The sequence below is a fragment of the Streptomyces sp. NRRL WC-3618 genome (genome assembly GCF_001280005.1).
Lineage (GTDB): Bacteria > Actinomycetota > Actinomycetes > Streptomycetales > Streptomycetaceae > Streptomyces.
On sequence record NZ_LGDW01000452.1, the window covers coordinates 53,523 to 77,629 of the forward strand.

Here is a 24,107-nt window from a genome sequence, read left to right on the forward strand (position 1 = left end):
CATGGGGTTCACGGAACTCAAGAGCTGGTTGCGCCATCGCCATCCGATGATTTATCTCGACCGAATTCTGGACTATGAGCCCGAGAAATACGTAAAGAGCCTCATGGCTGTTTCCGGGCAGATCGACGCGATCGCCGGCCACTTTCCCGAGCGTGCCATCTTTCCCGCCAGCCACATGATGCAGGCGATCGCCCAGTCGGCGATCATCCTCGTCCAGGTGTCGACCTCGCCGCTCACCGACGAGGAGATCACCCTGATCGGATCGGTCAAAGCCAGGTTCACCCGAGTCGTCGTCCCCGGCGACCAGATCGTCTTCCACACCACCTGCGACAAGCTTCGTGGCGACGTCATGACGTTCACGTGCCGGGCGGAGGTCTCCGGCAAGCCCGTCGCCATGACCAGGGGCACGCTGGTCCGCACCAAGGTGGCGGATCTGGGCGAGCAGTTGTGGTGAGCGCGGGGTCCCAGGTGTGGGTGACGGGAAGGGCGTGGTCGACCGCTCTGGGCTCCGACGTGGACACCGTGTGGGAGTCGCTGCTGGCCGGCGCCTCCGGCATCACCGAAGTACCGTCCCCGTTGCCGCTGCGCGGCATGCTCGCCGCGACCGTGCCCGACCTCGACAGGGACCTGCCCGCGTGGGACCGCCAGCAGCGGATCACCCGCGCCACACTGTCAACGGCCCTGCGGGACGCGGGGATCGATCCCGGCGACCCGCGTGTCCTGCCCGTCCTCGGCACCAGCTACGGCCCGCACCTGGAGATGCCGGACACCCGCTCCCTTTCCCACTGGTCCACCACGGCGGCACGGGGTGCCGGATGCGGGGTGGAACCGGTCACCGTCACCACCGCCTGCTCCGCGGGTTCCGACGCCGTCCTGGCCGGACTCGCTCTCCTTGAGGAAGGCGTCGCGGACGTCTGCGTGTGCGGCGGGGCGGACGTGCTCACCCTGGGCAAACGCCTCGGCCACTCACACCTCGGCACGATGTCCCCCGACGGCCTCCGTGCCTTCGACACCGTCCGCAACGGCACCGTCCTGGGCGAGGGAGCGGCGTTCCTCGTGCTGGAGCGGGCCGAACGCGCCCGCGCCCGTGGCGCCCGTCCGTACGGCGTCGTCGCCGGCGCCGGATCGTCGAACGACGCCGCCAATGCCGTGGCCCCCGATCCGTCCGGCGCGAACGTCGTCCTGGCCGTCGAACGCGCGCTGCGCGACGCGGACATCACGCCTCAGGACGTCACCGTCGTCAACGCGCACGGCTCCGGGACACCGGTGAACGACGACGTGGAGGCCCGGGCCTACGCGCGGCTCTTCGCCGGCGTACCCCGCCCGCCGGTCGCGTTCGCGACGAAGGGGGCGTTCGGACACACGCTCGGCGCGACCGGCGCCATCGAGGCGGTGGCCCTGCTCCAGGCCCTCGCGACGGGGACGGTGCCCCCCGTCCCCTTCCTACGGAACCCGCTGCCAAGGCTCGGCCTGCCGATCCCGATGGAGCGACCCATGGAGGCCGAACCGGGCTGGGGCATCAGCGTGACGCTCGGATTCGGCGGCTTCAACACCTGCCTCGTCCTCCAGGGACCCGAAAGCGCGGCGACATGACTGACGCGGCCCCCTTGACCACGTACGGCATGACTGTGCTCGGCGAAGGTGTCGCCGAGGTGACCGACCTGTCCGGCGTACGGCCGAGACAGAGAGCCTCCCTTTACGCGGACCCGCTCTCCTGGCTCGTGTTCGAGGCCGTGCAACACGCGATCGACGCACACCGGGAGGACATCGACTCGGCGCGGGAGGGCGTGGGGCACATCGTCGTCAGCGACGACTGCACCACGTACACCATGCGCGCGATCGCCGCGACGATCGCGGCGGGACGCATCTCGCCGCTGCGGTTCTCCGGGGCGAACCCGGGTTCGGTGTGCAGCCTCCCCTCACAGCTCCTGGGCTTCAGCGGGCCCAGCATGACCCTGTCGATGCCGCCGGACAAAGGCCTGCCCCCGGCGGCCGCCATCGCCCGCGCATGGCTGCGCCAGGGCTCGGCGACCCATGTGCTCGTCACCTCCCACCGCGCCGGCCCCTCGGGCCATCGCGTCACCAGCACGCTGCTGACGGGGACACAGAAAGGCTGAAGTGGACACTGCCCGCACCCTTGAGTCCGGCGTCGTGCGGGACTTTCTCCGTGATCTCGTCCAGGTGGACCGCCCGGGAACCCGGCCCCCGCCGTTCGACACCGTGCTGGAGGAGATCCACCAACTCGGTGTCGAACCCGGAACGCCCGTCATGGTGGCGATGCCGAACGGGGCTCCGTTCGTCACCGTGGTGTGCGCGCTGCTGGTCCAGGGCGCGGTCCCGGTGCTCCTGCCGCCGTCGGCGCCGCCGTCCCGTATCGAGCGGATGGCGCGGGCCCTCGGCGCGGACGCCCTGATCGCTCCGAGGGTCCCGCCCGGAGCGCACGCCGGCGTACCACCGCGCACTCTCGGCGGGTTCGCCCGGTTCGCCCGCCTGAGCGACGTGGACACCCTCCGGTACCGGCCCGGGGAGATCATCCTCCTCACCTCGGGCACCTCCGGTGTGTTCAGCGGCTGTCTGCACCGCGTCGACTCGCTCCTGCGCAACGCCGGCCGCCACGCCCGGGCGATCGGCCAGAGCGCTGCCGACAGTGTCCTGATCAGCCTGCCCATGCACTACTCCTACGCCTTCGTCGCCCAGTTGCTCGCCACTTTCGCGACCGGGGGCAGAGCGGTCATCGCGGGACCGCCGTTCACGCCCGCCCACTACCACCGGACCATTCAGGAACATGGGGTCACCGTGTCCTCCCTGACACCCACGATGGTCGAGTCATGGCTCGGCGCGGGAGAGCGACTCCCGGCACCACTGCGCCGTTTGACGGTAGGGGGCGACGCGTTCGCCGCCTCTTCCGTGGCGGACGTCCTGAAGCACAACGCGGGCCTGGAGCTGTACCTCACCTACGGGCTCACCGAAGCCGGTCCCCGCGTCTCCACCCTCGCCGCCCACCTGGAACCGCCCTGCCGCCATGGCTCGGTGGGACTCCCGCTCCCCGGGGTCCAGGTCCGGCTGCGCGCGGCCGACGCCGATGACAGGGCCAGCGAGCTGATCGTCGAGACGGACACGGGCATGCTCCGCAGGGTCGGCCGCCGCGACGAGCCCGAGCCCCCCGCCAGCGGCGCCACGACCTCGATCAGCACGGGGGACCTCTTCGAGAGGGACGACGACGGCTATCTCTACTTCCGCGGCCGCCGCCCCAGCTATGTGATCAGCCGCGGCGAGAAGGTCTCCCTGAAATCCGTCTGCGCACTCGCGGAGACGATCCCCGGCGTCCAGGGCGCGGAGGCCTGGACCCATGAGAACACCGCCGGCGACGTCGTGTTCACCCTCGACGTCTACTGCGCGGACCCCTCGATCGACGAACAGGAAATCCGACGACGGCTGGCGACGGTCCTGCTGCGCAGCGAGCAGCCGGCCCGCCTGTTGATCCACCCGGCAACGGACCTGGGCTGGCGCAAGTCCGCCGGAAAGTAGCGGAGGTCGACCATGGAACATCTCACCCCACCCCTGCTGGTCTCGGGCGACTCCCCGGACGCGCTCGCGGCGGCGGCCGACCGGCTGCGTGAGGAGGTCGCGTCGGCCTCGGAGGAGGCGCTGCGGGACCTCCGTCACCGCGGCCTGACCTCGGTCCACGCCCACCGACGCGGCGCGGTACTCGCCACGGACCGGGACGGACTGCTGCGCGGCCTCACCGCCCTGGCCCAGGGCCGGACCGGGCGCGACATCCTCACCGGCACCGCCGACGTGGCCCGCGAACCCGTCCTGGTCTTCCCCGGCCAGGGCGCCAGCTGGCCGGGCATGGCGGCGGAACTGCGCGCGTCCTCGCCCGGATTCCAGGAACGGATCGAGTTCTACGGCCGGACACTGAGCGCCCACCTGGACGGCTGGGACCCGGCCGACGCGCTCGCCGAGGAGGCGGAGTTCACCCGGCTCGGCACCGTCCAGCCCGTCCAGTTCGCCCTGTCCTCCGCCCTCGCGGACACCTGGCGCGCCCACGGACTCCAGGAGACGGCGGTCGTGGGACACTCCGTCGGCGAGATCGCCGCCGCCCACGCCTCAGGCGCGGTGGCCATCGAGGACGCCGCCCGGCTCCTCGCCCAGTACGGCAGCGCGCTCACCCGCATCGAGGGGCGGGGCGCGATGGCATCCGTCGCCGCCTCCGTCGACCGCGTCGAACCGCTGCTCCGCAAGTGGGGCGGACGCCTCGACATCGCCGCCGTCAACAGCACTCGCAACGTGACGGTCAGCGGTGACCGGGACGCCGTGGACGAACTCCTGGCCGAGCTGACCGGCGAAGGGGTCTGGGCCTGGAAGGTGCCCGGGATCGAGGTCGCCGGACACTCCCGCCAGACGGAGATCCTGCGGGAGCTGATGCTCGAACAGGCGTCGTTCGGGACCCCCGGCCCGCTCCGCGCCGCCTTCTACTCCACCGCCACGGGCTCGCGGCTCGGTGCCGCCGACCTCACCGCCGCGCACTGGTACCGCTCGCTGCGCGGCACGGTCCTCTTCGAGCAGGCCGTGCGCGCGCTCGTCGCCGCGGGCCACCGGCTCTTCATCGAGGTCAGCGCCCACCCCACACTCACCACCGTCATCGGCGAGACGCTGCGCTCGGAGGGTGTGACCGGCGTGGTGATCCCCACGCTGGACCGCAGGAAGAGCGACCGCGAGAGCCTCCTGCGCGCCCTCACCCACGCGTACGTCAACGGAGTGCCGGTCAACTGGGAGACAGCGTACGCAGAACTCCTGACCCCGGCCCTGGGCTCGGCCTCGGCCCTGGGCTCGGCGTCGGCCCTTGGCTCGGCGTCGGCCCTGGGCTCGGCGTCGGCCCTGGGCTCGGCCTCGGCCCTGGGCTCGGCCCCGGCCTCAGCCTTGGCTCCGGCCTCAACTCCGGCCTCAACCCCGGCCCCGGTCATCCGTCCGGAGGAGCCCGCCGTGCCGCCGTGGACCGAGGAGTTCCCCGACATCGCGGAGCTGCGCGACGCCTCCCCGGCCGAACAACGCGCGATCCTGGTCGATCTGATCGCCCGGGAAACCGGCAGGGCGCGAGACCTCACCGACTCCGCAGGCGCCTCGGGCTCCTCGGACTCTGCCGGTTCCTCTGCCTCCGCCGACGCCTCGAACTCCTCGGCCTCCGCCGACTCCTCGGGCTCCTTCGCCACCCACACCTTCCTGGAGAGCGGGCTCACCTCGCTCACCGTGGTCGAGATGGTGCTCGCCCTCTCGGCGGCCACCGGCCTCGATCTCCCGGCCACCCTCGTCTACGACCACTCCACGCCCCTGGCCCTCGCCGACCACCTGCGCCGCGAACTCGGCCTCGCCTCGCCGGACGACGCTCCGGCGCGCCCCGTGCGCCGCGCCGCGACGGACGAGCCGATCGCGATCGTCGGGATCGGCTGCCGCTTCCCCGGCGGGGTGACCAGCGCGGAGTCCCTGTGGGACCTGGTGCTGGGCGGCCGCGACGGGATCGGCGAGCACCCCGGCGACCGCGGCTGGGACACGGACCGCCTGTACGACCCGACCCCGGGTGAACTGGGGAAGATCTCCTCGCGGTACGGCGGGTTCCTGTACGACGCCGCCGACTTCGACGCGGGATTCTTCGGACTCTCGCCGCGCGAGGCGACCGCGATGGAGCCGCAGCAGCGGCTGCTCCTGGAGGTGTCCTGGGAGGCGGTCGAACATGCCGGCATCGTCCCCGAGAGCCTGCGCGGCACCCGCACCGGGGTGTTCGCCGGGGTGATCTCCCAGGAGTACGGCCCCCGTCTCCACCAGGCCGACGACGAGGTGGCGGGCTATGCGTTCCTGGGAACCGCGCTGTGTGTGGCCTCGGGGCGGATCTCCTACCTCCTGGGGCTGGAGGGACCGGCGATCACCCTGGACACGGCCTGTTCCTCCTCCCTGGTGGCGATCCATCAGGCCTGCCAGGCGCTCCGCGCCCACGACTGCGACCTGGCGCTCGCGGGCGGGGCGAGCGTGATGTCCGGTCCCGGTGTGCTCGTCGACTTCTCCCGGCAGCGCGTCCTCGCCCCGGACGGCCGGTGCAAGGCGTTCTCGGCGTCCGCCGACGGCATCGGCCTCGCCGAGGGCGTCGGCATGGTGCTGCTGGAACGGCTGTCGGACGCCCGCGCGAACGGCCACCCGGTTCTCGCGGTGATCCGGGGCAGCGCGGTCAACCAGGACGGCGCCTCCAACGGTCTGACCGCGCCCAGCGGTTCCGCACAACAACAGGTCGTCCGCGCTGCCCTCGTCAACGCCGGGCTGGACCCCCACGACATCGACGCGATCGAGGCACACGGCACGGGAACACCGCTCGGCGACCCGATCGAGGCGCACGCGCTGCTGGCCACCTACGGTCAGCGAGCCGTCGAACAGCCGGTGTGGCTGGGATCGGTCAAGTCCAACCTCGGTCACACACAGGCCGCCGCCGGGGTCGCGGGACTGATCAAGATGGTCATGGCCCTCCAGCACGGACTGCTGCCCAAAAGCCTGCACATCGACGCCCCCTCCCCGCACGTGAACTGGTCAGCCGGCGCAATGCGGCTGCTCACCGAGGAACAGCGGTGGCCGGACATCGACGGCCGCCCCCGGCGCGCCGCGGTGTCCTCCTTCGGCGTTTCCGGCACCAACAGTCACCTGATCCTGGAGCAGTCGCCTCTGCCCGCGGTCCCCGCGCCCGCCGTCGGCGGCCGGACGCCGGCGGAGGTCCTGTGGCCCGTCTCGGCCAAGAGCCGGACCGCGCTGCGGGCCCAGGCCGCCCGGTTGCGCGAGTACGCCGCCGGCCACCCCGACCTCGACCCCGCGGACGTGGCGCACACGCTGGGCACCGCACGGAGCGCGTTCGCGCACCGCGCCGTGGTGCGGGGCCGTACCCGTGACGAACTCCTCGACGGCCTGCGGGCGTTGCAACGGCAGGAGGACCACCCCGGCCTCACCCAGGCGGCCGTGCCCGTGTCGGGGCCGGGGAAGCTGGTGTTGGTCTTCCCCGGGCAGGGCTCGCAGTGGCCCGGCATGGGCATGGAGCTGTACGACGCCCACCCGGCCTATCGGCAGGCGCTCGACGCGGCCGACGAGGCCCTGCGGCCGCACACCGGCTGGTCGGTGGTGGACGTCCTGCGCGGCGCTCCGGGCGCGCCCGCGTTGGACGAGGTCGACATCATCCACCCCGCGCTGTTCGCGGTGATGACCTCGCTCGCCCGCCTGTGGCAGTTCCACGGCCTCGTCCCCGACGCCGTGGTGGGGCACTCCCAGGGCGAGATAGCCGCCGCCCACATCGCAGGCGCCCTCACCCTGGCCGACGCGGCGAAACTGGTCGCCCTGCGCGCCCAGTCGCTGGCCGTCCTGTCCGGCACCGGCGCCATGGCCACCCTCGGCCTGCCCGCCGACCGGGCCCAGGCGCTCGTCGACGCGTACGCCGGTGACATCGGCGTAGCCGCAGTCAACAGCCCCGCCTCCACGGTCGTCGCCGGCGTCGGCACAGCCGTGGAGGAACTGCTGCGGCGGTGCGAGGCGGAGGGCATACGGGCGCGGCGTATCGACGTGGCGGTCGCCGGTCACTCCCCGCACATCGACCCCCTGCACGACGACATCCTGGAACGGTTCGCGGACATCACCCCGCACCCCACCGGCATCGCCTTCCACAGCACGGTGGAGGGCCGTCTCCAGGACGGCCCGCTCGACGGGACGACCCTGACCGCCGCCTACTGGTGGGACAACCTCCGCAACACGGTCCGCCTCACCGACACCGTCCAATCCCTGGCCGCCCAGGGGTATCGGACCTTCCTGGAGTGCAGCCCGCACCCGGTGCTCGTGCCGGCCCTCGAGGAGACCGCCATCGCCGCCGGGCTCGTCGTCGGCACCCTGCACCGCACCCAGTCGCAGACCGGCTCCCTCGCGTCCGCCGCGGCACGCCTGCACACCCACGGGCACGACCTCGACTGGAGCGCCCTGTACGCCGGGGCCCGCCGCGTCGACCTTCCCACGTACGCCTTCGAACACCGCCGCCACTGGCTCGTCCAGGCCCCCTCGGCCGAGGTGGTGACCGCGGGGCAGCGCACGACGGGGCACCCGCTGCTGGGCGCGATGGTCGACCTGCCCGACGACGAGGGCCTGCTCCTGACCGGCCGCGTCGGCCTGGACAGCCACCCCTGGCTCGCCGACCACGCCGCCACCGGAGTCGCGCTGGTCCCCGGCACCGCCTACCTGGACATGGTCCTGCACGCGGCAGACCTGGCCGGGTGCCCGCACATCGCCGAGCTGACCCTGCACGCCCCCATGGTGCTGCCCGACCAGGAGACCCTCGACCTGCATCTGAGGGTCGGCCCGCCCGACGACCACGGGCACCGGCCGGTCACCCTGCACGCCCGTGTCCACACCGCCGACGCCGACCCGCCCGCCTGGACCCTGCACGCCACCGCGCGGCTGACCGCAGAACCGGCGGCGGACCCGGCACCGGCCGCACCGGCCGTGTGGCCGCCCGCCGACGCCCGGCCGGTCGACCTGGCCGGCCTGCGCACCGGCCTCGCCGAGGCGGGCTACGACTACGGCCCGGCCTTCACCGGCCTGCGCTCCGTGTGGCAGCAGGGTGAGCACTTCTACGCCGAGGCCGAACTGCCCGACGGCCTGGCACCCACCGGCCACGTCATCCATCCCGCGCTGCTCGACACCGCGCTGCACCCCATCGCCCTGCCCGACACCGCGGGGGAGCGCACCGACGGACGCGACGGGCCCCGGCTGCCCTTCACCTTCAGCGGCATCACCCGCACCGGAACCCCGGCCCGGCACCTGCGCGTCCACCTACAGGTCACCAAGCCGGACACCGTGCGTGTGCTGGCCACCGACGGCACGGGCGCCCCGGTCCTGACCATCGACGCGCTCACCCTGCGTGCGACCACCGGCGACCATCTGCGCCGCCAGACCACCACCGGCCCCGAGCACGACCTGCTGCACCTGACGTGGAGCGCTGTGCCCGGCGCCCGCACCGACGCCCCCGACAGCACCGGATGGGCCCTGCTCGACACGGATCCCCGGCTCACCGAGGCCCTGGACACCGTCCCTCGCCATGCCGGTCTCGCCGCCCTGACCGCGGCCGTCGACCGGGGAGCGGCTCCGCCCGAGCTGGTCGTCTGGTCCCTGCCGGCACAGGACCAGGCCGATACCGAGGGCGCCCGGACCCTGTGCGAACACGTGCTGCGCTTTCTTCAGGAATGGCTCGCCGACGACCGGCTGACGCGTACCGTCCTCGCGGTCGTCACCCGCCACGCCGTCGTCACCGGTCCCCACGACCCGCCCGGACTGGCCGACGGCACGGCGTGGGGTCTGCTGCACACCGCCCAGAACGAGAACCCCGGCCGGATCGTCCTGGTCGATACCGACCGCCACCCCGACAGCGCGGCCGCGCTGACCGCCGTACTGGCCGCCGGGCACCCCCAGTCGGCGATACGGGCCGGGAAGCCGCTCATCCCCCGGCTCGCCCGGACCAGCACGGCCGAGCTGCTCACCCCGCCGGCCGACCCGCCCCACTGGCGGCTGGAGACCACCGGCGCGGGCGGTCTCGACCGACTCGCCCTGCTGCCCGCCCCCGAGGCCGCCGCCCCGCTGAGGCCCGGCCAGATCCGCGTCGACGTACGCGCCGCCGGGATGAACTTCGTCGACACCGCCGCCGCGCTCGGGCTGCTCCCGTTCCAGCCCTCCCTCGGGGCGGAGGCCGCCGGTGTGGTCACCGAGACCGGCCCGGGCGTCGACCGGTTCACCGTGGGCGACCGCGTGACCGCGCTCGCGGAGAAGGCGTTCGGCCCGGTCGTTGTCACCGAGCAGCGCCTGGCGGCCCCTATGCCCGACGGCTGGTCCTTCGCCCAGGCAGCCGGTGTGCCCGTGGCGTTCGCCACCGCCTACCACGCCCTTGTGGACCTGGCCGACGTCAAGCCCGGCGACACGGTCCTGATCCACGCCGCCGCCGGAGGCGTCGGCCAGGCCGCCTCCCAACTGGTCCGCCACCTGGGCGCCGTACCCCTCGCCACCGCCCACCCCGACAAGTGGGCCACCCTGCGGGGCCTGGGCTACCCCGAGGAGCACATCGCGAACTCCCGTACCCTCGACTTCGCCGAGCGGTTCCGGGCTGTCACCGGCGGCCGCGGCGTGGACGTCGTTCTCAACGCCCTGGCCGGCCCCTTCACCGACGCGTCACTGGACCTCCTGGCGCCCGGCGGCCGTTTCATCGAGATGGGCAAGACCGGCATCCGGGACACCGGGCACCTGGCCACGACCCACCCGCACCTCACCTACCAGGCCTTCGACCTGCACAACAGCGCCGGGCCCGACCGTCTCGCCGAGATAATCACCGACCTGTTCCGCCTGTTCGACTCCGGCGCGCTGACCCCCCTGCCGGTCACGGCCTACGGCATCCACCAGCCGGCCGATGCCTTCAGGCTCATGCAGAACGCCCGTCACACGGGGAAGCTCGTCCTGACCTTCCCCCGTCCGCTGGACCCCGACGGCACCGTTCTGATCACCGGAGGCACCGGTACCCTCGGCACTCTGCTCGCCCGGCACCTGGTCGCCACGCACGGGGTCCGCCACCTGGTGCTGGCGAGCCGACGCGGACCCGAGGCCGACGGAGCCGACCGGCTGCGCGCCGACCTCGAAGGCGCGGGTGCGCACGTCACGATCACCGCCTGCGACGTCGCCGACCCGCACGCGCTGCGGCAACTCCTCGACTCCGTCCCGACCGAGCACCCGCTGACCGGTGTCTTCCACACGGCGGGCACGCTGGCGGATGCCACCATCACCAACCTGACCCCCGAGCAGTTCGCCAGGGCCTTCGCGCCGAAGGCCGACGCCGCCCGGCAGTTGCACGAACTGACCCGCCATCTCGACCTGGCCGCCTTCGTCCTGTACTCCTCGACCGCCGCCACCTTCGGCAACCCCGGCCAGGGCAACTACGTGGCCGCCAACGCCTTCCTCGACGCCCTCGCCCACCACCGGCGCCGCCAGGGCCTGTCCGCCACGTCCATGGCCTGGGGCTGGTGGCAGCCGGTCACCGGACTCAGCGGCACGCTGACCGACTCCGACAACGCGAGGATCGCCGGCACCGGACTCGCCCCGATCACCGCGGAGTACGGGCACGCCCTCCTCGACGCCGCCCTGGAACTGCCGTACCCGGTGCTCACCGCCAGCCCCCTCAACCAGCGGACCTTGCGCGCGAACAGCGAACTGGGCACCCTGCACCCGCTGCTGGAGCGACTGACCGTCGCCACAGCGGCTCGCCGGACCTCGGGCGTTGCCGGCCCGGCCCCCGATCTGCGCGAGGAGCTCGCCACCCTCGCCCCTGAGGCACGGCTGCGTCGGCTGCGTACGCTCGTCACCGCCCACGCCGGCGCCGTACTGGGTCTCGACGCGGCCTCGCCGCTGCCGGCGGACCAGCCCTTCAAGGCGTCCGGCTTCGACTCCCTGACGGCCCTGGAACTGCGCAACCGGCTCACCAAGGCCACCGCGCTGCGGCTGGCGGCCACCCTCACCTACGACCATCCGACCCCCGACGACCTCGCCGCCCACCTCGTCGGCGAGCTGTTCCCCGACGCCGATGCCGACGGCGTGGACCGGGCGGCGGCCGACCCGGACGCGGCGATCCAGCGGGCCCTCGCCTCGATCCCTGTCGCCCGCCTGCGGGACCTCGGGCTCCTGGAGACGCTCCTGCAACTGGCCGACGACGGCACGACCCCGGCCCGGGACACCGGTGCGGAGGACATCAGGTCGGCGAGCGCCGACGAACTCGTCGCACTCGCTCTGTCCATGGAGGAGTCCGGATGACGCACCGCCCCGGCGGCTCCGCGCACGCCGTCCAGAACGGACCGACATCCCCCGAGCCGACGGAGCCGACCGTGACCGACCCGCCTGCCAACGTCGTCGAGGCCCTACGGCGCAGCCTGCTGGCCAACGAGCAGTTGAGGCGGACGAACCAGAAGCTGCTCGGCGCCGCACGGGAGCCGATCGCCGTGGTCGCGATGGGGTGCCGGCTGCCCGGTGGAGTCCGGTCCCCCGAGCAGTTGTGGCAGCTGGTCGCCGACGGCGGGGAGGCACTGGGGGAGTTCCCCACCGACCGGGGCTGGGATCTCGACGGCCTGTGGGGCGCCGTTGCCGAGCGGCCCCGGCGGGCCGGCTTCCTGGCGGACGTCGCCGGCTTCGACGCCGGACTCTTCGGAATGTCCGACCGCGAGGCGCTGGTGACGGACCCCCAGCAGAGGCTGCTGCTGGAGACCGCCTGGGAACTCGCGGAGCGCGCCGGCATCGCCCCGACCTCTCTGCGCGGCACCCGGACGGGCACCTTCGTCGGCGTCACCCATCAGGCGTACCTGCCCCCCATCGACCGGTCCGTCCCCGCCGCTGACGGGTACCGCCTCCAGGGCGGCCTGCCCAGCGTCGCCTCCGGCCGGATCGCCTACACGCTCGGCCTGAACGGCCCGGCGGTGACGGTGGACACCGCGTGCTCCTCCTCGCTGTCCGCCGTGCACCTGGCCTGCCAGTCGTTGCGCGGCGACGAGTGCTCGCTCGCCATCGCCGGCGGTGCGATGGTCATGGCCACCCCGGAGGTGTTCGTCGAGTTCACCAAGCAGGGCGGGCTGGCCGCGGACGGGCGGTGCAAGGCGTTCGGCGACGGCGCGGACGGCACCGGGTTCTCCGAGGGCGTGGGCCTGCTCCTGCTGGAGCGGCTCTCCGACGCGCTCCGCGCCGGTCATCCGGTACTGGCCGTCATCCGGGGCAGCGCCCTCAACCAGGACGGCGCCAGCAACGGGCTGACCGCGCCCAGCGGCCCCGCCCAGGAACAGGTCATCCGCCAGGCGCTGGCCAACGCCGGTCTGACCCCGTCCGACGTGGACGTGGTGGAGGCGCATGGCACCGGCACCGCACTGGGCGACCCCATCGAGGCGAACGCCCTGATCAACACCTACGGCAAGGACCGCCCCGCGGACCGGCCGCTGTGGCTGGGCTCGCTGAAGTCCAACATCGGCCACACCCAGACGGCGGCCGGCGTCGCCGGGATCATCAAGACGGTCATGGCGCTGCGCCACGGCGAGCTGCCCCGTACCCTGCACGCCGACACCCCGTCCGCCAAGGTGGACTGGTCCAGGGGGTCGGTGCGGCTGCTCACCGAACAGCGCTCCTGGCCGGACACCGGGCGGCCCCGCCGCGCGGCGGTGTCCTCGTTCGGTGTCTCCGGCACCAACGCCCACCTCGTCCTGGAGCAGGCCCCGGCGCCGGCTGCCCCACCGCAGGATCCGGACCGGCCGCCGGCGCTGACCGTGCCCGGGTTCGTCTGGCCGGTCTCCGCCGCCTCGCCCGGCGCACTGCGCGCCCAGGCGGCCCAGCTCTCCCGACTCCTCACGGACGCGCCGGAGACCGACCTCGCCGCCGTCGGCCACTCCCTGGCGACCACCCGGGCTCACCTCGCCCAACGGGCCGTCCTCACCGGCATGGACCGCGACGGCCTGCTCGCCGGCCTCGACGCCCTCGCCCACGACTCCCCCGGGGCGGGCCTCGTCCAGGGGGTGCGCGGCCCGGCGGGCAGGACCGCGTTCCTCTTCTCCGGCCAGGGCTCCCAGTGGCCCGGCATGGGCCGCGCCCTGCACGCGCACTCCCCGGTGTTCGCCCAGGCCCTGGACGAGGCGTGCGCCCACCTCGACCCGCATCTGCCGCGCCCGCTGAAGGACGTGATGTTCGCCGGGCCGGACCCGGACGAGGCCGGGCTGCTGGACCGTACGGACTTCACCCAGGCCGCTCTCTTCGCCCTGGAAGTCGCGCTGTACCGGACCGTCGAACACCTCGGGCCCCGCCCCGACTTCGTGGCCGGACACTCGGTCGGCGAGCTCGCCGCCGCCCATGTCGCCGGGGTGCTGTCCCTCGCGGACGCGGCCACGCTGGTGGCCGCGCGCGGCCGGCTCATGGGGTCGCTGCCCGCCACGGGGGCGATGATCGCCGTGGCCGCCTCCGAGGAGGAGGTCCTGGCCACGCTCCGCGGCCACGAGGACCTGGTCGCCGTCGCCGCGGTCAACTCGCCGACGTCCACGGTGATCTCGGGCGACCACGACACCGTCGTACGCGTCGCCGAGGAGTGGCGGGAGCGCGGACGCCGTATCAACCGGCTGCGCGTCAGCCACGCGTTCCACTCCCCGCACATCGACCCCGTCCTCGACGAACTCGCCCGTGTGGCGGCCGGACTCGACCTCCGTCCGCCCGCCGTGCCCGTCGTCTCCACGCTCACCGGTGCCGTCCTGTCCGCCCAGGAGGCCCGCTCGCCGGAGTACTGGGCCCGGCAGGCACGCGGTGCGGTGCGCTTCGCCGACGCCGTCGCCCGGCTGCGGGACCAGGGCATCACCACGTTCCTGGAGATCGGCCCCGACGCCGTACTGACCGCGCTCGGCCAGGCAGGCCCCCGCACCGCGGACGCGACCGGCACGTCCTCGGCCGCGTGGATCCCCACCCTGCGCAGGGAACGTGACGAGCCGCGCGTCCTGACCGCCGCACTCGCCCGTCTGCACGTCGGGGGAGCGCCGGTCGACTGGACGCGGCTGCTCGCCCGCGCCGACCGCGTGGAACTGCCCACCTATCCGTTCCAGCACCGCCCCTACTGGCTGCACACCCCACCGCCACGCCAGCTGGGCACGGGCGGGGGACTGAGCCCGGCGACGCACCCGTTCCTGGACGCCAAGGCCGTACTCGCCGACGGGGAGGGCTGGTTGTTCACCGGCAGCCTGTCCCTCCAGGCGCACCCCTGGCTGCGCGACCACGCGGTGGGCGGCACCGCGGTCGCGGCCGGCGCGGGCACCGCCGAACTGATCCTGCACGCCGGGTCCCAGCTCGGCTGCGGCCGTCTCGACGAACTCACCCTGTACACCCCGCTGGTCCTGCCGGAGGACACGTCCGTCGACCTCCAACTGCGGGTCAAGGCGGCCACGGCCGACGGGCGGCGCCCCGTCGCCCTCCACTTCCGGCTCCCCTCCGACGACATCGACGCGCCCGACACGGAGACCGGTTGGACCCACTACGCCGGCGGCGTGCTCGCTCCGTACGAGGACACCATGCCCGCATGGCCCGACCTGACGGCATGGCCGCCCCCCGGCGCGCGGCCCGTCGACCTCGCCCCGCTCTACGAGCGCCTCGCCGAGCAGGGCGTCGACTTCGGCCCCACCTTCCGGCTCCTCACGGGCGCCTGGCGGCGCGGCGACGACACCTACATCGAGGCCCACCTGCCCGAGGACGCCGCCGACCCGGGATTCGCCGTGCACCCCGCACTGCTGGACGCGGGGCTGCAGGCCTGCCTCGTGGAGGCGGCGGCGGACACCACGGGCGGGCAACCGGCCCGCATGCCCTTCGCCATCGCCGGCATGCGGATCCTCACACCGGGCGCCACCGTCGTGCGCGCCCACCTGTCGACCACGACACGCGCCACCTCCGCGGCCGGGCACAGCGAACACACGCTCCGGCTGGCCGACGACACGGGCCGGCCCGTCGCCGTGATCGACTCGCTGACGCTACGTCCCTTCACGGCGGAGACCGTCGGGCGGGCCCACTCCCGTCGCCAGGCGCCCTACCTCCTGGAGTGGCGCGAGTTGTCCCCTGCCTCGGACCCGCCGTCCCGCGACGTCTGCTGGATCCTCCCCGAGGACGGCCCGGCCCGGCTTCCGCGCGACCTGCGGGCGGACCGCCGCCACACCGGCATCGGTCCCGCCCTCGACGCCCTGGCCACCCTGCCGCCCGGCGACCTGGCGGTCCTGGTGTGCGCCGGGCACCCCGTCGCGGCCGTCGCGGACTCCGCACACCGCGCGGCCCGGGGGCTCCTCGCCGCCGTACAGCAATGGCTGGCCGACGAACGGACCCGGGACCGGCCCCTGGTGGTGCTCACCCACGGCGCGGTGGCGACCGAGGCGGGGGAGGACGTCTCCGACCTCGCCCAGGCGCCCGCGTGGGGGCTGCTGCGGAGCGCCCAGACCGAACATCCCGGCCGGTTCGTCCTGCTCGACATCGACGACCACGAGGCCTCCTGGCAGTACCTGCCCACGGCTCTCGCCACCGCGCTCGACGACGGTGAACCCCAACTGGCCCTGCGACACGGCCGGTTGCGCGTGCCCCGGCTGACCAGAACCGCCACCGACACCACCCTGACCGTGCCGGACGGACCAGCGGCCTGGCGGCTGGCCCTGCGCGAACCGTCCACCGGCAGCCCGGACGACCTCGTCCTCGCCGCCTGCCCCGAGGCCGAGGCCCTCCTCGCTGAGGGACAGGTCCGCGTCGCCGTCCGCGCCGCCGGCGTCAGCTTCCGCGACGTACTCCTCACGCTCGGCATGTATCCCGAACCCGGGCGGCTCGGCAGCGAGTTGGCAGCAGTGGTGGCCGAGTGCGGCCCCGGCGTGGAGGGGCTGCGGCCCGGAGACCGGGTGCTGGGCCTGGCCTGGCAGGGCGCGATGGGCCCGCTGGCGGTCACCGACCACCGCAACCTCGTCCGCGTGCCGCGCGGTTGGACGTTCGCGCAGGCCGCGACCGTGCCCACCGCGTTCCTCACCGCCTGGCAGAGCCTCGTCGACGTCGCCGGTGTGCGCCCCGGCGAGACGGTCCTGGTGCACGCGGCGGCCGGCGGGGTCGGCATGGCCGCCCTCCAGATCGCCCGCCACCTCGGCGCGGACGTCTACGCCACCGCCCACCCCACGAAACACGCCACCCTGCGTGACCTCGGCCTCGACGACTCCCACATCGCCTCCTCCCGGGACCCCGGCTTCGAGCAGCGGTTCCGCGCCGCGACGGCGGGCCGCGGTGTCGACGTCGTCCTGCACAGCCTCAGCGGCGAGCTGACCGACGCCTCGCTGCGCCTGCTCGCCCCCGGCGGACGTCTCGTCGACATCGGCAGGACCGACCCGCGCGACCCCCGGCAGACCGCCCTGGACCACCCCGGCAGGCGCTACCTGCCGTACGGACTCGACACGCGTCCCGACCGCGTCGCGCGCACCTTCGCCGGCCTCGGCGGCCTCTTCGACGACGGCACCCTCCAGCCCCTGCCCGTCACCGCTCTGGACGTCCGCCACGCTCCCCGGGCGATCCGGCTCATGCGGGACGCGGCCCACACCGGAAAGATCGTCCTCACCGTTCCGCGCCCCCTCGACCCCGACGGCACCGTCCTCGTCACCGGAGGCACGGGAACCCTCGGCTCCCTGGCCGCCCGCCACCTCGTCACCCGGCACCACGCCCGGCACCTGCTGCTCGTCGGCCGGCGCGGACCGGACGCCCCCGGCGCCGAGAGCCTGCGCGCCGAACTCACCGGCCTCGGCGCGCACGTCACCCTCGCCGCCTGCGACACCGCCGACCCCGACGCCCTGGCAGCCCTCCTGGCCACCGTCCCTGCCGACCACCCCCTCACGGCCGTCGTCCACGCCGCCGGGACGGTGGACCCCGCGACCGTCCGGGAGCTGACTCCCGACCAGATGGACAGCGTCCTGCGGCCCAAGGCGGACGCGGCCTGGCATCTGCACCGGCTCACCGAGCACCTCGACCTCGCCGAGTTCGTTCTGTACTCCTCGGCGGCGGGCGTGCTCGGGCTCGCCGGGCAGGGCAACTACGCCGCCGCCCACACCTTCGTCGACGCCCTCGCCCACCACCGCCGCCGCCACGGGCTGCCGGCGACCGCCCTGGTCTGGGGCATGTGGGAGGAGAGGTCGGCGATGGGGGAGGAGCTCGGCGCCGAAGGGATCCGGCAACTCATGGCCTCAGGGATCGTGCCGATGTCCGCCGCGGAAGGACTCGCGCGGCTCGACGCCGCCCTCGGCACCGGGCCCGACAGCCACCATCCGCTGCTCATACCGGCACGCCTGGACCTGAACTCGCTGCGTGCGCAGCACCCCACGCCGCTGCTGTCGGGCCTCGCACTCGCCCCGCCACGGCCGTCGGCCGGCGCCGGGGTGGCCGACAGGTTCGCGGCACTGCCGGAGTCGGAACGCCGACGGTTCCTGCTCGACCTGGTCACCCGCCACACCGGCGCCGTCCTGAGCCACCCGGACCCCACGGCCATCCCGGCCGACACAGCCTTCAGGGACCTGGGCTTCGACTCCGTGACCGCCGTGGAGGCACGTAACCGGCTCACCGCGTCGACCGGGCTGCCCCTGTCGGCGACCGTCGTCTTCGACCACCCGACCCCCGCCACCCTCGCGGCCCACCTCCACGACCGGCTGGCCGACGCCACCGAATCCCGCGCCGCGGCGGCGCCACCGGCCGCCCACCACGACGGCACCGCCGGGAGTCTCGGCACGCTGCTGAGGCAGGCGGTCTCCCTGGGCCGTACCCACGACGGCATCGGGATCCTGGCGGCGGCCGCACGACTGCGCCCCACCTTCTCCCACCGCCCGAAGCCGGCACACACACCCGCCGCGACCTGGCTGCGCCGGGCGGGCCGGCCGGCCCTGATCTGCGTGGAGCCGTTCATCCCGGGTGCGGCGAACCTCACCTACCAGCGGCTGGCCGTCGCGCTCGACGGGCGGTACGACGTGGCGGCCGTACCGCTGCCGGGGTACCGCGACGGCGAGCGACTGCCCGCGTCCGTAGACGCGGTGGCCGAGGCACTGGCCGCCGCCGTCGAGACCTGCGCCGAGGGGGAGCCGTTCACCCTGCTCGGGTTCTCCACCGGGGGCTTCGCCGCCCACGCGACGGCCCGGCGCCTCGAGGCCGGTGGCATCCGTCCCGAGGCCGTGGTGCTGCTCGACAGCCTGTCGCCCGGCGCCATCCCCGAGGCGGCGTCGGCCGACATCCTCCAGGAGTGGCTGGCGTCGCGGGGCGAGTTCTGGACCCACGACGACACCGGACTCACCGCCATGGGCTGGTACCTCGACCTCTTCGGCCGCGGCTGGCGGCCGACCGAGCTCACCGTCCCCGTCCTGCTCGTCGAGGCCGCCGAGCAGGTGCCCTCCGCACCCGAGCAGGGCTGGGCCGGGGACTGGCCGGGCCTCGCGGCCCGCACCACCACACCGGGCAGCCACTTCACCCTGCTCACCGAGTACGTCACGCGGACCGCCGACACCCTCACCGGCCTGCTCGACGCCCACACCACGGTCGACGCGATCAGCTGACCCCACCCGCCCGCACCACAGCCGGCCGACCCACCCCCCTCGCACCCACCGACCGCCACCGGCGCCGACGACACCACCCGAAGCCCCGCAAGGCGTACCACCGGAGGTACTCATGTCAGTCTTCTCCGACTTCCAGCAGGTCGCGCAACGACAGCCGGACGCGCCCGCGCTGGTCACGCTCGACGGCGCGGTGTCGTACGCGACCGTCCTCGGCCTCGCCGATCGGATCGCCGGCGGCCTGCTGGCGGCGGGTGTCCGTACGGGGGACCGGGCCGCGGTGCACCTGACCAACCGGTACGAGCTGGTCGCGGTCTACTACGCCTGCCTGCGGGTGGGAGCCGTGATCGTGCCGATCAGCCACAAGATGTCGGCCGGCGAGGTGGAACAGCTGATCACCGACAGCGCGCCCCGGTTCTACTTCGGCGAAGCCGCGGTGCACGGGCCGTGCTCCGCCGTCACCGAGAAGAGCGCCGCCGTCGAGCGGGCATGGATCCTGGACGCTGCCGCCCCGAACTCCGGGACGACGCGCCCGTGGAACGACGTCCTCGCCGATGCCCCGGCCGCCACCGACGAGGTCGACGCGGACGATCTCGCGGCCATCTTCTACACCTCGGGTACGACGGGACGCCCCAAGAGCCTGGTGCTCTCCCACACGACGCTCGACGCCGGCCTCGGTCTGACACAGGCCCAGGGCGTCGGTCGCGCCGACGCCACGTACTACATGATCAACCTGGTCAACCCCTGGGGCGTCCTCGTCCTGCTCACCTCGCTGCGCCGCGGCTCCCCGCTGGCCCTGGCCGCGACCAACGAGCCGGATGTCGTCCTGCGGATGCTGCGCGCCCACCGGTTCGGCTGGATCGGCGGTGCGCCGACCACCTACCGCGCGCTCCTCGCCGAGGCCCGCGCCGCCGCCGAACCGGCACCCGATCTCACGGACACGCGCTGCGTCACCGGGGGCGACGCGTGCCCGATCGAGCTCAGCCGGGAGTTCGCCGAGACCTTCAAGTCCTCTCTGACGGGCGTCTACGGCATGACCGAGACCGCCGCTCCCGTGATCGAGCAGCCCCGGATCGACGCCGTCGACGAGCCGTCCATCGGATGGCCGCTGCCTGGCGTGGAGATCAGGGTCGACGCCGAGCCGGACGATGCCGGTGAGCTGCTGATCCGCACCCCCTCCCGGCCCGTCGGGTCCTGGAACGGGACGGGAGTGGACCCCTTCGACCGCCGACAGTGGCTCGCCAGCGGGGACATCGTCCGCCAACGACCGGACGGCTGCCTGCTGTTCGTCGGCCGGAAGAAGGACCTGATCATGGTCGAGGGCTATCCGATCGCCCCGTTGGAGATCGAGCGGGAACTGTCCGCGCACCCGGATGTGGCGGCGGCCATCGCCTTCGGCGTGCCCGACGACGCCACCGGCGAACGCGTCGTCGCCCTGGTGGAACCCGAGCCGGGACGAGAGATCGACCCGGCCCAGCTGTTGAAGCACCTGTGCGGCCGTATCGGCGCTTACAAGCACCCCAGCGAGATCATCCCCGTGGACAGGCTCCCCGTCCTGCCCACCGGGAAGCTGGGCCGTCAGCGGCTCACGGCGGACTACCTGGCCGCCCGGGAAGACGCGTCCCGCACCGCGGCCCGGGAGAGCGTGTCGTGAAGTTCGGCTTCGTCATGTTCCCCACCCAGGACGCCATGTCACCCGGAGAGTTCGGCGCCCTGCTGGAGGACCGGGGCTTCGAGTCCCTGTTCCTGCCCGACCACACCCATGTCCCGGCCGTCACGCCCGAAGGGGACGATGTCGCCGGTCTCGCACCGGAGTTCAGGAAGGGCATGGACGCGCTGGTCGCCCTGGGCGCGGTGGCGCAGGCCACCACGACCCTGCGGATCGGCACCGGCATCCTGCTGGTCCCGGAACGCGACCCCATCATCACCGCGAAGGAAGTGGCGTCCGTGGACGTCCTCTCCGGCGGCCGCATGAACCTGGGGGTGGGACCCGGCTGGATCAAACAGGAGCTGCGCAACCACGGCACCGACCCCGACGACCGCTGGCGCGTCATGCGGGAGCGGGTCGAGGCCATGCGACAGATCTGGACCCACGACATCGCCTCCTACCACGGCGACTTCGTCGACTTCGACCACGTCACCTCCTGGCCCAAGCCCGTCCAACGGCCCCACCCGCCGATCCTGGTGGCCGGCAACGGCCCTCGGGTCGCCGAACGCGTCCTCGCCTACGGCGACGAGTGGATCCCGATGCTCCGCCCCGGAGTCCTCGACCACATCGCCGAGTTCAAGAAGACCGTCCGCAGGCCGGGCAGCGACCAGCCCCTCCCGGTCACCCTCTTCGGCGGCGAACTCCGTGACGCCGACAGCTACGCGGCCGTCGGCGTCGACCGCGTCCTGTTCTGGGTCAGACCCCTCGACACAGCCCGCATGACCAGGACCGTCGACCGGATCGCCCTGCGACTCGGCGACCGCCTGCGCTGACCGGACCGGCAACACAACGAGAGTCCATCGACAGGAAAAGGAGAGCGGAGCCGATGAGTTCCACAACGAGTGAGCCCGTGGTGCTGGGTGCGGACTTCGAGCGGGATCCGCATGGGGCCGGCGCGCGGTTGCGGGAGCTGGGCGCGGTGCATGAGGTGGTGATGCCGGCGGGGTTGAAGGTGTGGTGGGTGACCCGTTGGGAGGAGGGGCGCGCGTTGCTGGCGGACGCGCGGTTGAGCAAGAACGTGACGGACGCGGGGAAGTTGTTCGAGCGGCATCAGAGCGACATGAGCCGGCAGCGGGACTACTCGCATGTGATCAACCGGTCGATGGTGAACCTGGATCCGCCGGATCACACGCGGCTTCGGGGTCTGGTGGCGAAGGCGTTCACGATGCGGCAGGTGACCGGGTTGCGTCCGCGGATCGAGGAGATCGCGGACGAGGTGCTGGCGGCGCTGGAGGGGCGCGTCGAGTTCGATGTGATCGCCGACTTCGCGGTTCCGCTCGTCAGTACGGTCATCTTCGAACTGCTCGGTGTACCGGAGCGCTGCCGGGCGGACTTCATGGCGGGGACCGCCGTGTTGACCTCCGACAGCGACCGGCAGGCCGCACAGGAGGCGTCGAAGGCGCTGTTCACACTCGTGAGCGACATTGTCACGGCCAAGCGCGCCGACCTCGGGGACGATCTGCTCAGCTCGCTGATCCTCGCGGCCGACGGTTCGGACCGGCTGTCCGACGACGAGATCGTCTCCTTCGCCGTGCTGCTGTTCGTCGGCGGCTTCGACACCACGGTCAATCTTCTCGGCAACGGCACGCTGGCGCTGCTGCGCAACCCGGACCAACTGGCCGTCGTACGGGACGATCCGGCGTTGCTGCCGGGCGCCGTCGAGGAGTTCCTGCGCTACGACGGCTCGGCCAACATCAGCCACTGGCGGCGCACCGTCGAACCGGTACCGGTCGGCGAAGTCACCATCCCCGCCGGTGAGTTCGTGTTCATCGCGATCCTCTCGGCCAACCGGGACCCCGCCCGTTTCCCGGAGCCCGACCGTCTGGACGTCACCCGTGAGGCGCAGGGACACCTGGCGTTCGGCCACGGTATCCACCACTGCATCGGCGCGCCCCTGGCGAGGGCCGAGGGGGAGATCGCCTTCCGGCGGCTGCTCGCGCACTTCCCCTCACTGACGCTCGCGGTCGACCCCGAGGAACTGACCTGGCGCCCCAGCGCAATCCACCACGGGCTGCGATCACTGCCCGTCCGGACCGAGCCGCGTTGTGGGGGCACCGAATGAAGGACATCCTCAGTGCCGTTCTCTCCGGCGAGGCAACTCCCGAGGACTTCGCCGGTCTGAGCCTTCCGAAGACCTGTCGCGCGGTCGTCACCAGGAAGGCAGAGGTCGGACTCTTCGAGGGAATCGCCTCGCCGGACAAGGATCCCCGCAAGTCGATGCACCTGGAGGAGGTTCCGCTGCCGGAACTCGGCCCCGGCGAGGCCCTGGTGGCCGTCATGGCGTCGTCCGTGAACTACAACACCGTCTGGTCGGCCATCTTCGAGCCGCTGCCGACGTTCGGTTTCCTGGAGCGCTACGGCCGTACCAGCGAGCTGGCCAAGCGCCACGACCTGCCGTACCACATCATCGGTTCCGACCTCGCGGGTGTCGTCCTGCGCACCGGCCCCGGCGTCAATGCCTGGCACCCCGGCGACGGCCACAACGACACCATGCTCGACCCCGCGCAGCGCGTCTGGGGCTTCGAGACCAACTTCGGCGGCCTCGCCGAGATCGCCCTGGTGAAGTCCAACCAGCTCATGCCCAAGCCCGGCCACCTCACCTGGGAGGAGGCCGCCGCACCAGGCCTGGTCAACTCCACCGCCTACCGACAGCTCGTCTCCCGCAACGGCGCCGGGATGAAACAGGGGGACAACGTCCTCATCTGGGGTGCCAGCGGGGGCCTGGGCTCCCACGCGACACAGCTCGCGCTCACCGGCGGCGCCACCCCCGTCTGCGTCGTCTCCAGCGAGCAGAAGGCGGAGATCTGCCGCTCGATGGGTGCGGAACTGGTCATCGACCGCAACGCCGAGGGCTACAGGTTCTGGAAGGACGAACACAACCAGGACCCGCGCGAGTGGAAGCGGTTCGGCAAACGCATCCGTGAGCTGACCGGCGGTGAGGACGTCGACATCGTCTACGAGCACCCCGGCCGCGAGACCTTCGGCGCCTCCGTCTATGTCGCCCGCAAGGGCGGCACGATCGTCACCTGCGCCTCCACCTCCGGCTTCAACCACGAGTACGACAACCGTTACCTGTGGATGTCGCTGAAGCGCATCATCGGCTCCCACTTCGCCAACTACCGCGAGGCATGGGAGGCCAACCGGCTGGTCGTCAAGGGCAGGATCCACCCGACGCTCTCCAAGGTGTACCCCCTGGAGGAGACCGGGCAGGCCGCCTACGACGTCCACCGCAACCTCCACCAGGGCAAGGT

9 protein-coding genes and 1 pseudogene are annotated in these 24,107 nt (G+C 73.0%); all 10 read left to right on the plus strand.

The features are described 5' to 3' along the window. Nucleotide 1 precedes the first annotated feature (1 nt). A complete protein-coding gene (locus tag ADL01_RS31160; protein ID WP_107091038.1) occupies nt 2-454 on the plus strand; it encodes a 3-hydroxyacyl-ACP dehydratase FabZ family protein in 453 nt (150 codons plus the stop codon). Next, nucleotides 451-1,593, plus strand: coding sequence for a beta-ketoacyl synthase N-terminal-like domain-containing protein (locus ADL01_RS31165; protein ID WP_107091039.1), 1,143 nt, complete (start codon nt 451-453; stop codon nt 1,591-1,593). The genes ADL01_RS31160 and ADL01_RS31165 overlap by 4 nt, the downstream gene beginning before the upstream one ends. Next, nucleotides 1,590-2,117, plus strand: coding sequence for a hypothetical protein (locus tag ADL01_RS31170; protein WP_053745358.1), 528 nt, complete (start codon nt 1,590-1,592; stop codon nt 2,115-2,117). The genes ADL01_RS31165 and ADL01_RS31170 overlap by 4 nt, the downstream gene beginning before the upstream one ends. Before the next feature lies 1 nt (nt 2,118). Continuing rightward, entirely contained in the window at nt 2,119-3,528 is a 1,410-nt protein-coding gene (locus ADL01_RS31175; RefSeq protein ID WP_053745359.1) for a class I adenylate-forming enzyme family protein, read from the plus strand. Between the two features lie 12 nt (nt 3,529-3,540). Next, nucleotides 3,541-11,856, plus strand: a complete 8,316-nt coding sequence (locus ADL01_RS31180; protein ID WP_053745360.1) for a type I polyketide synthase — start codon at nt 3,541-3,543, stop codon at nt 11,854-11,856. Between the two features lie 80 nt (nt 11,857-11,936). Next, nucleotides 11,937-19,151 (plus strand): annotated as a pseudogene (locus ADL01_RS31185) (SDR family NAD(P)-dependent oxidoreductase); the annotation flags it as partial. A 112-nt stretch (nt 19,152-19,263) separates the two neighbouring features. Continuing rightward, the gene (locus tag ADL01_RS31190; protein WP_053745362.1) at nt 19,264-20,802 is read left to right on the plus strand and encodes a class I adenylate-forming enzyme family protein; all 1,539 of its coding nucleotides are present in this window, start codon (nt 19,264-19,266) and stop codon (nt 20,800-20,802) included. After that, nucleotides 20,799-21,629: an LLM class F420-dependent oxidoreductase gene (locus ADL01_RS31195; RefSeq protein WP_053745363.1), complete on the plus strand. Its 831-nt coding sequence runs from the start codon at nt 20,799-20,801 to the stop codon at nt 21,627-21,629. The genes ADL01_RS31190 and ADL01_RS31195 overlap by 4 nt, the downstream gene beginning before the upstream one ends. Before the next feature lie 53 nt (nt 21,630-21,682). Continuing rightward, nucleotides 21,683-22,918 (plus strand): cytochrome P450 family protein, encoded by a 1,236-nt coding sequence (locus ADL01_RS31200; RefSeq protein WP_053745364.1) that lies wholly within the window; start codon nt 21,683-21,685, stop codon nt 22,916-22,918. Continuing rightward, nucleotides 22,915-24,107, plus strand: a 1,193-nt coding sequence (gene ccrA / locus ADL01_RS31205) for a crotonyl-CoA carboxylase/reductase (RefSeq protein ID WP_053745365.1), incomplete at its 3' end; no start/stop codon positions are given. The genes ADL01_RS31200 and ccrA, both read left to right, overlap by 4 nt.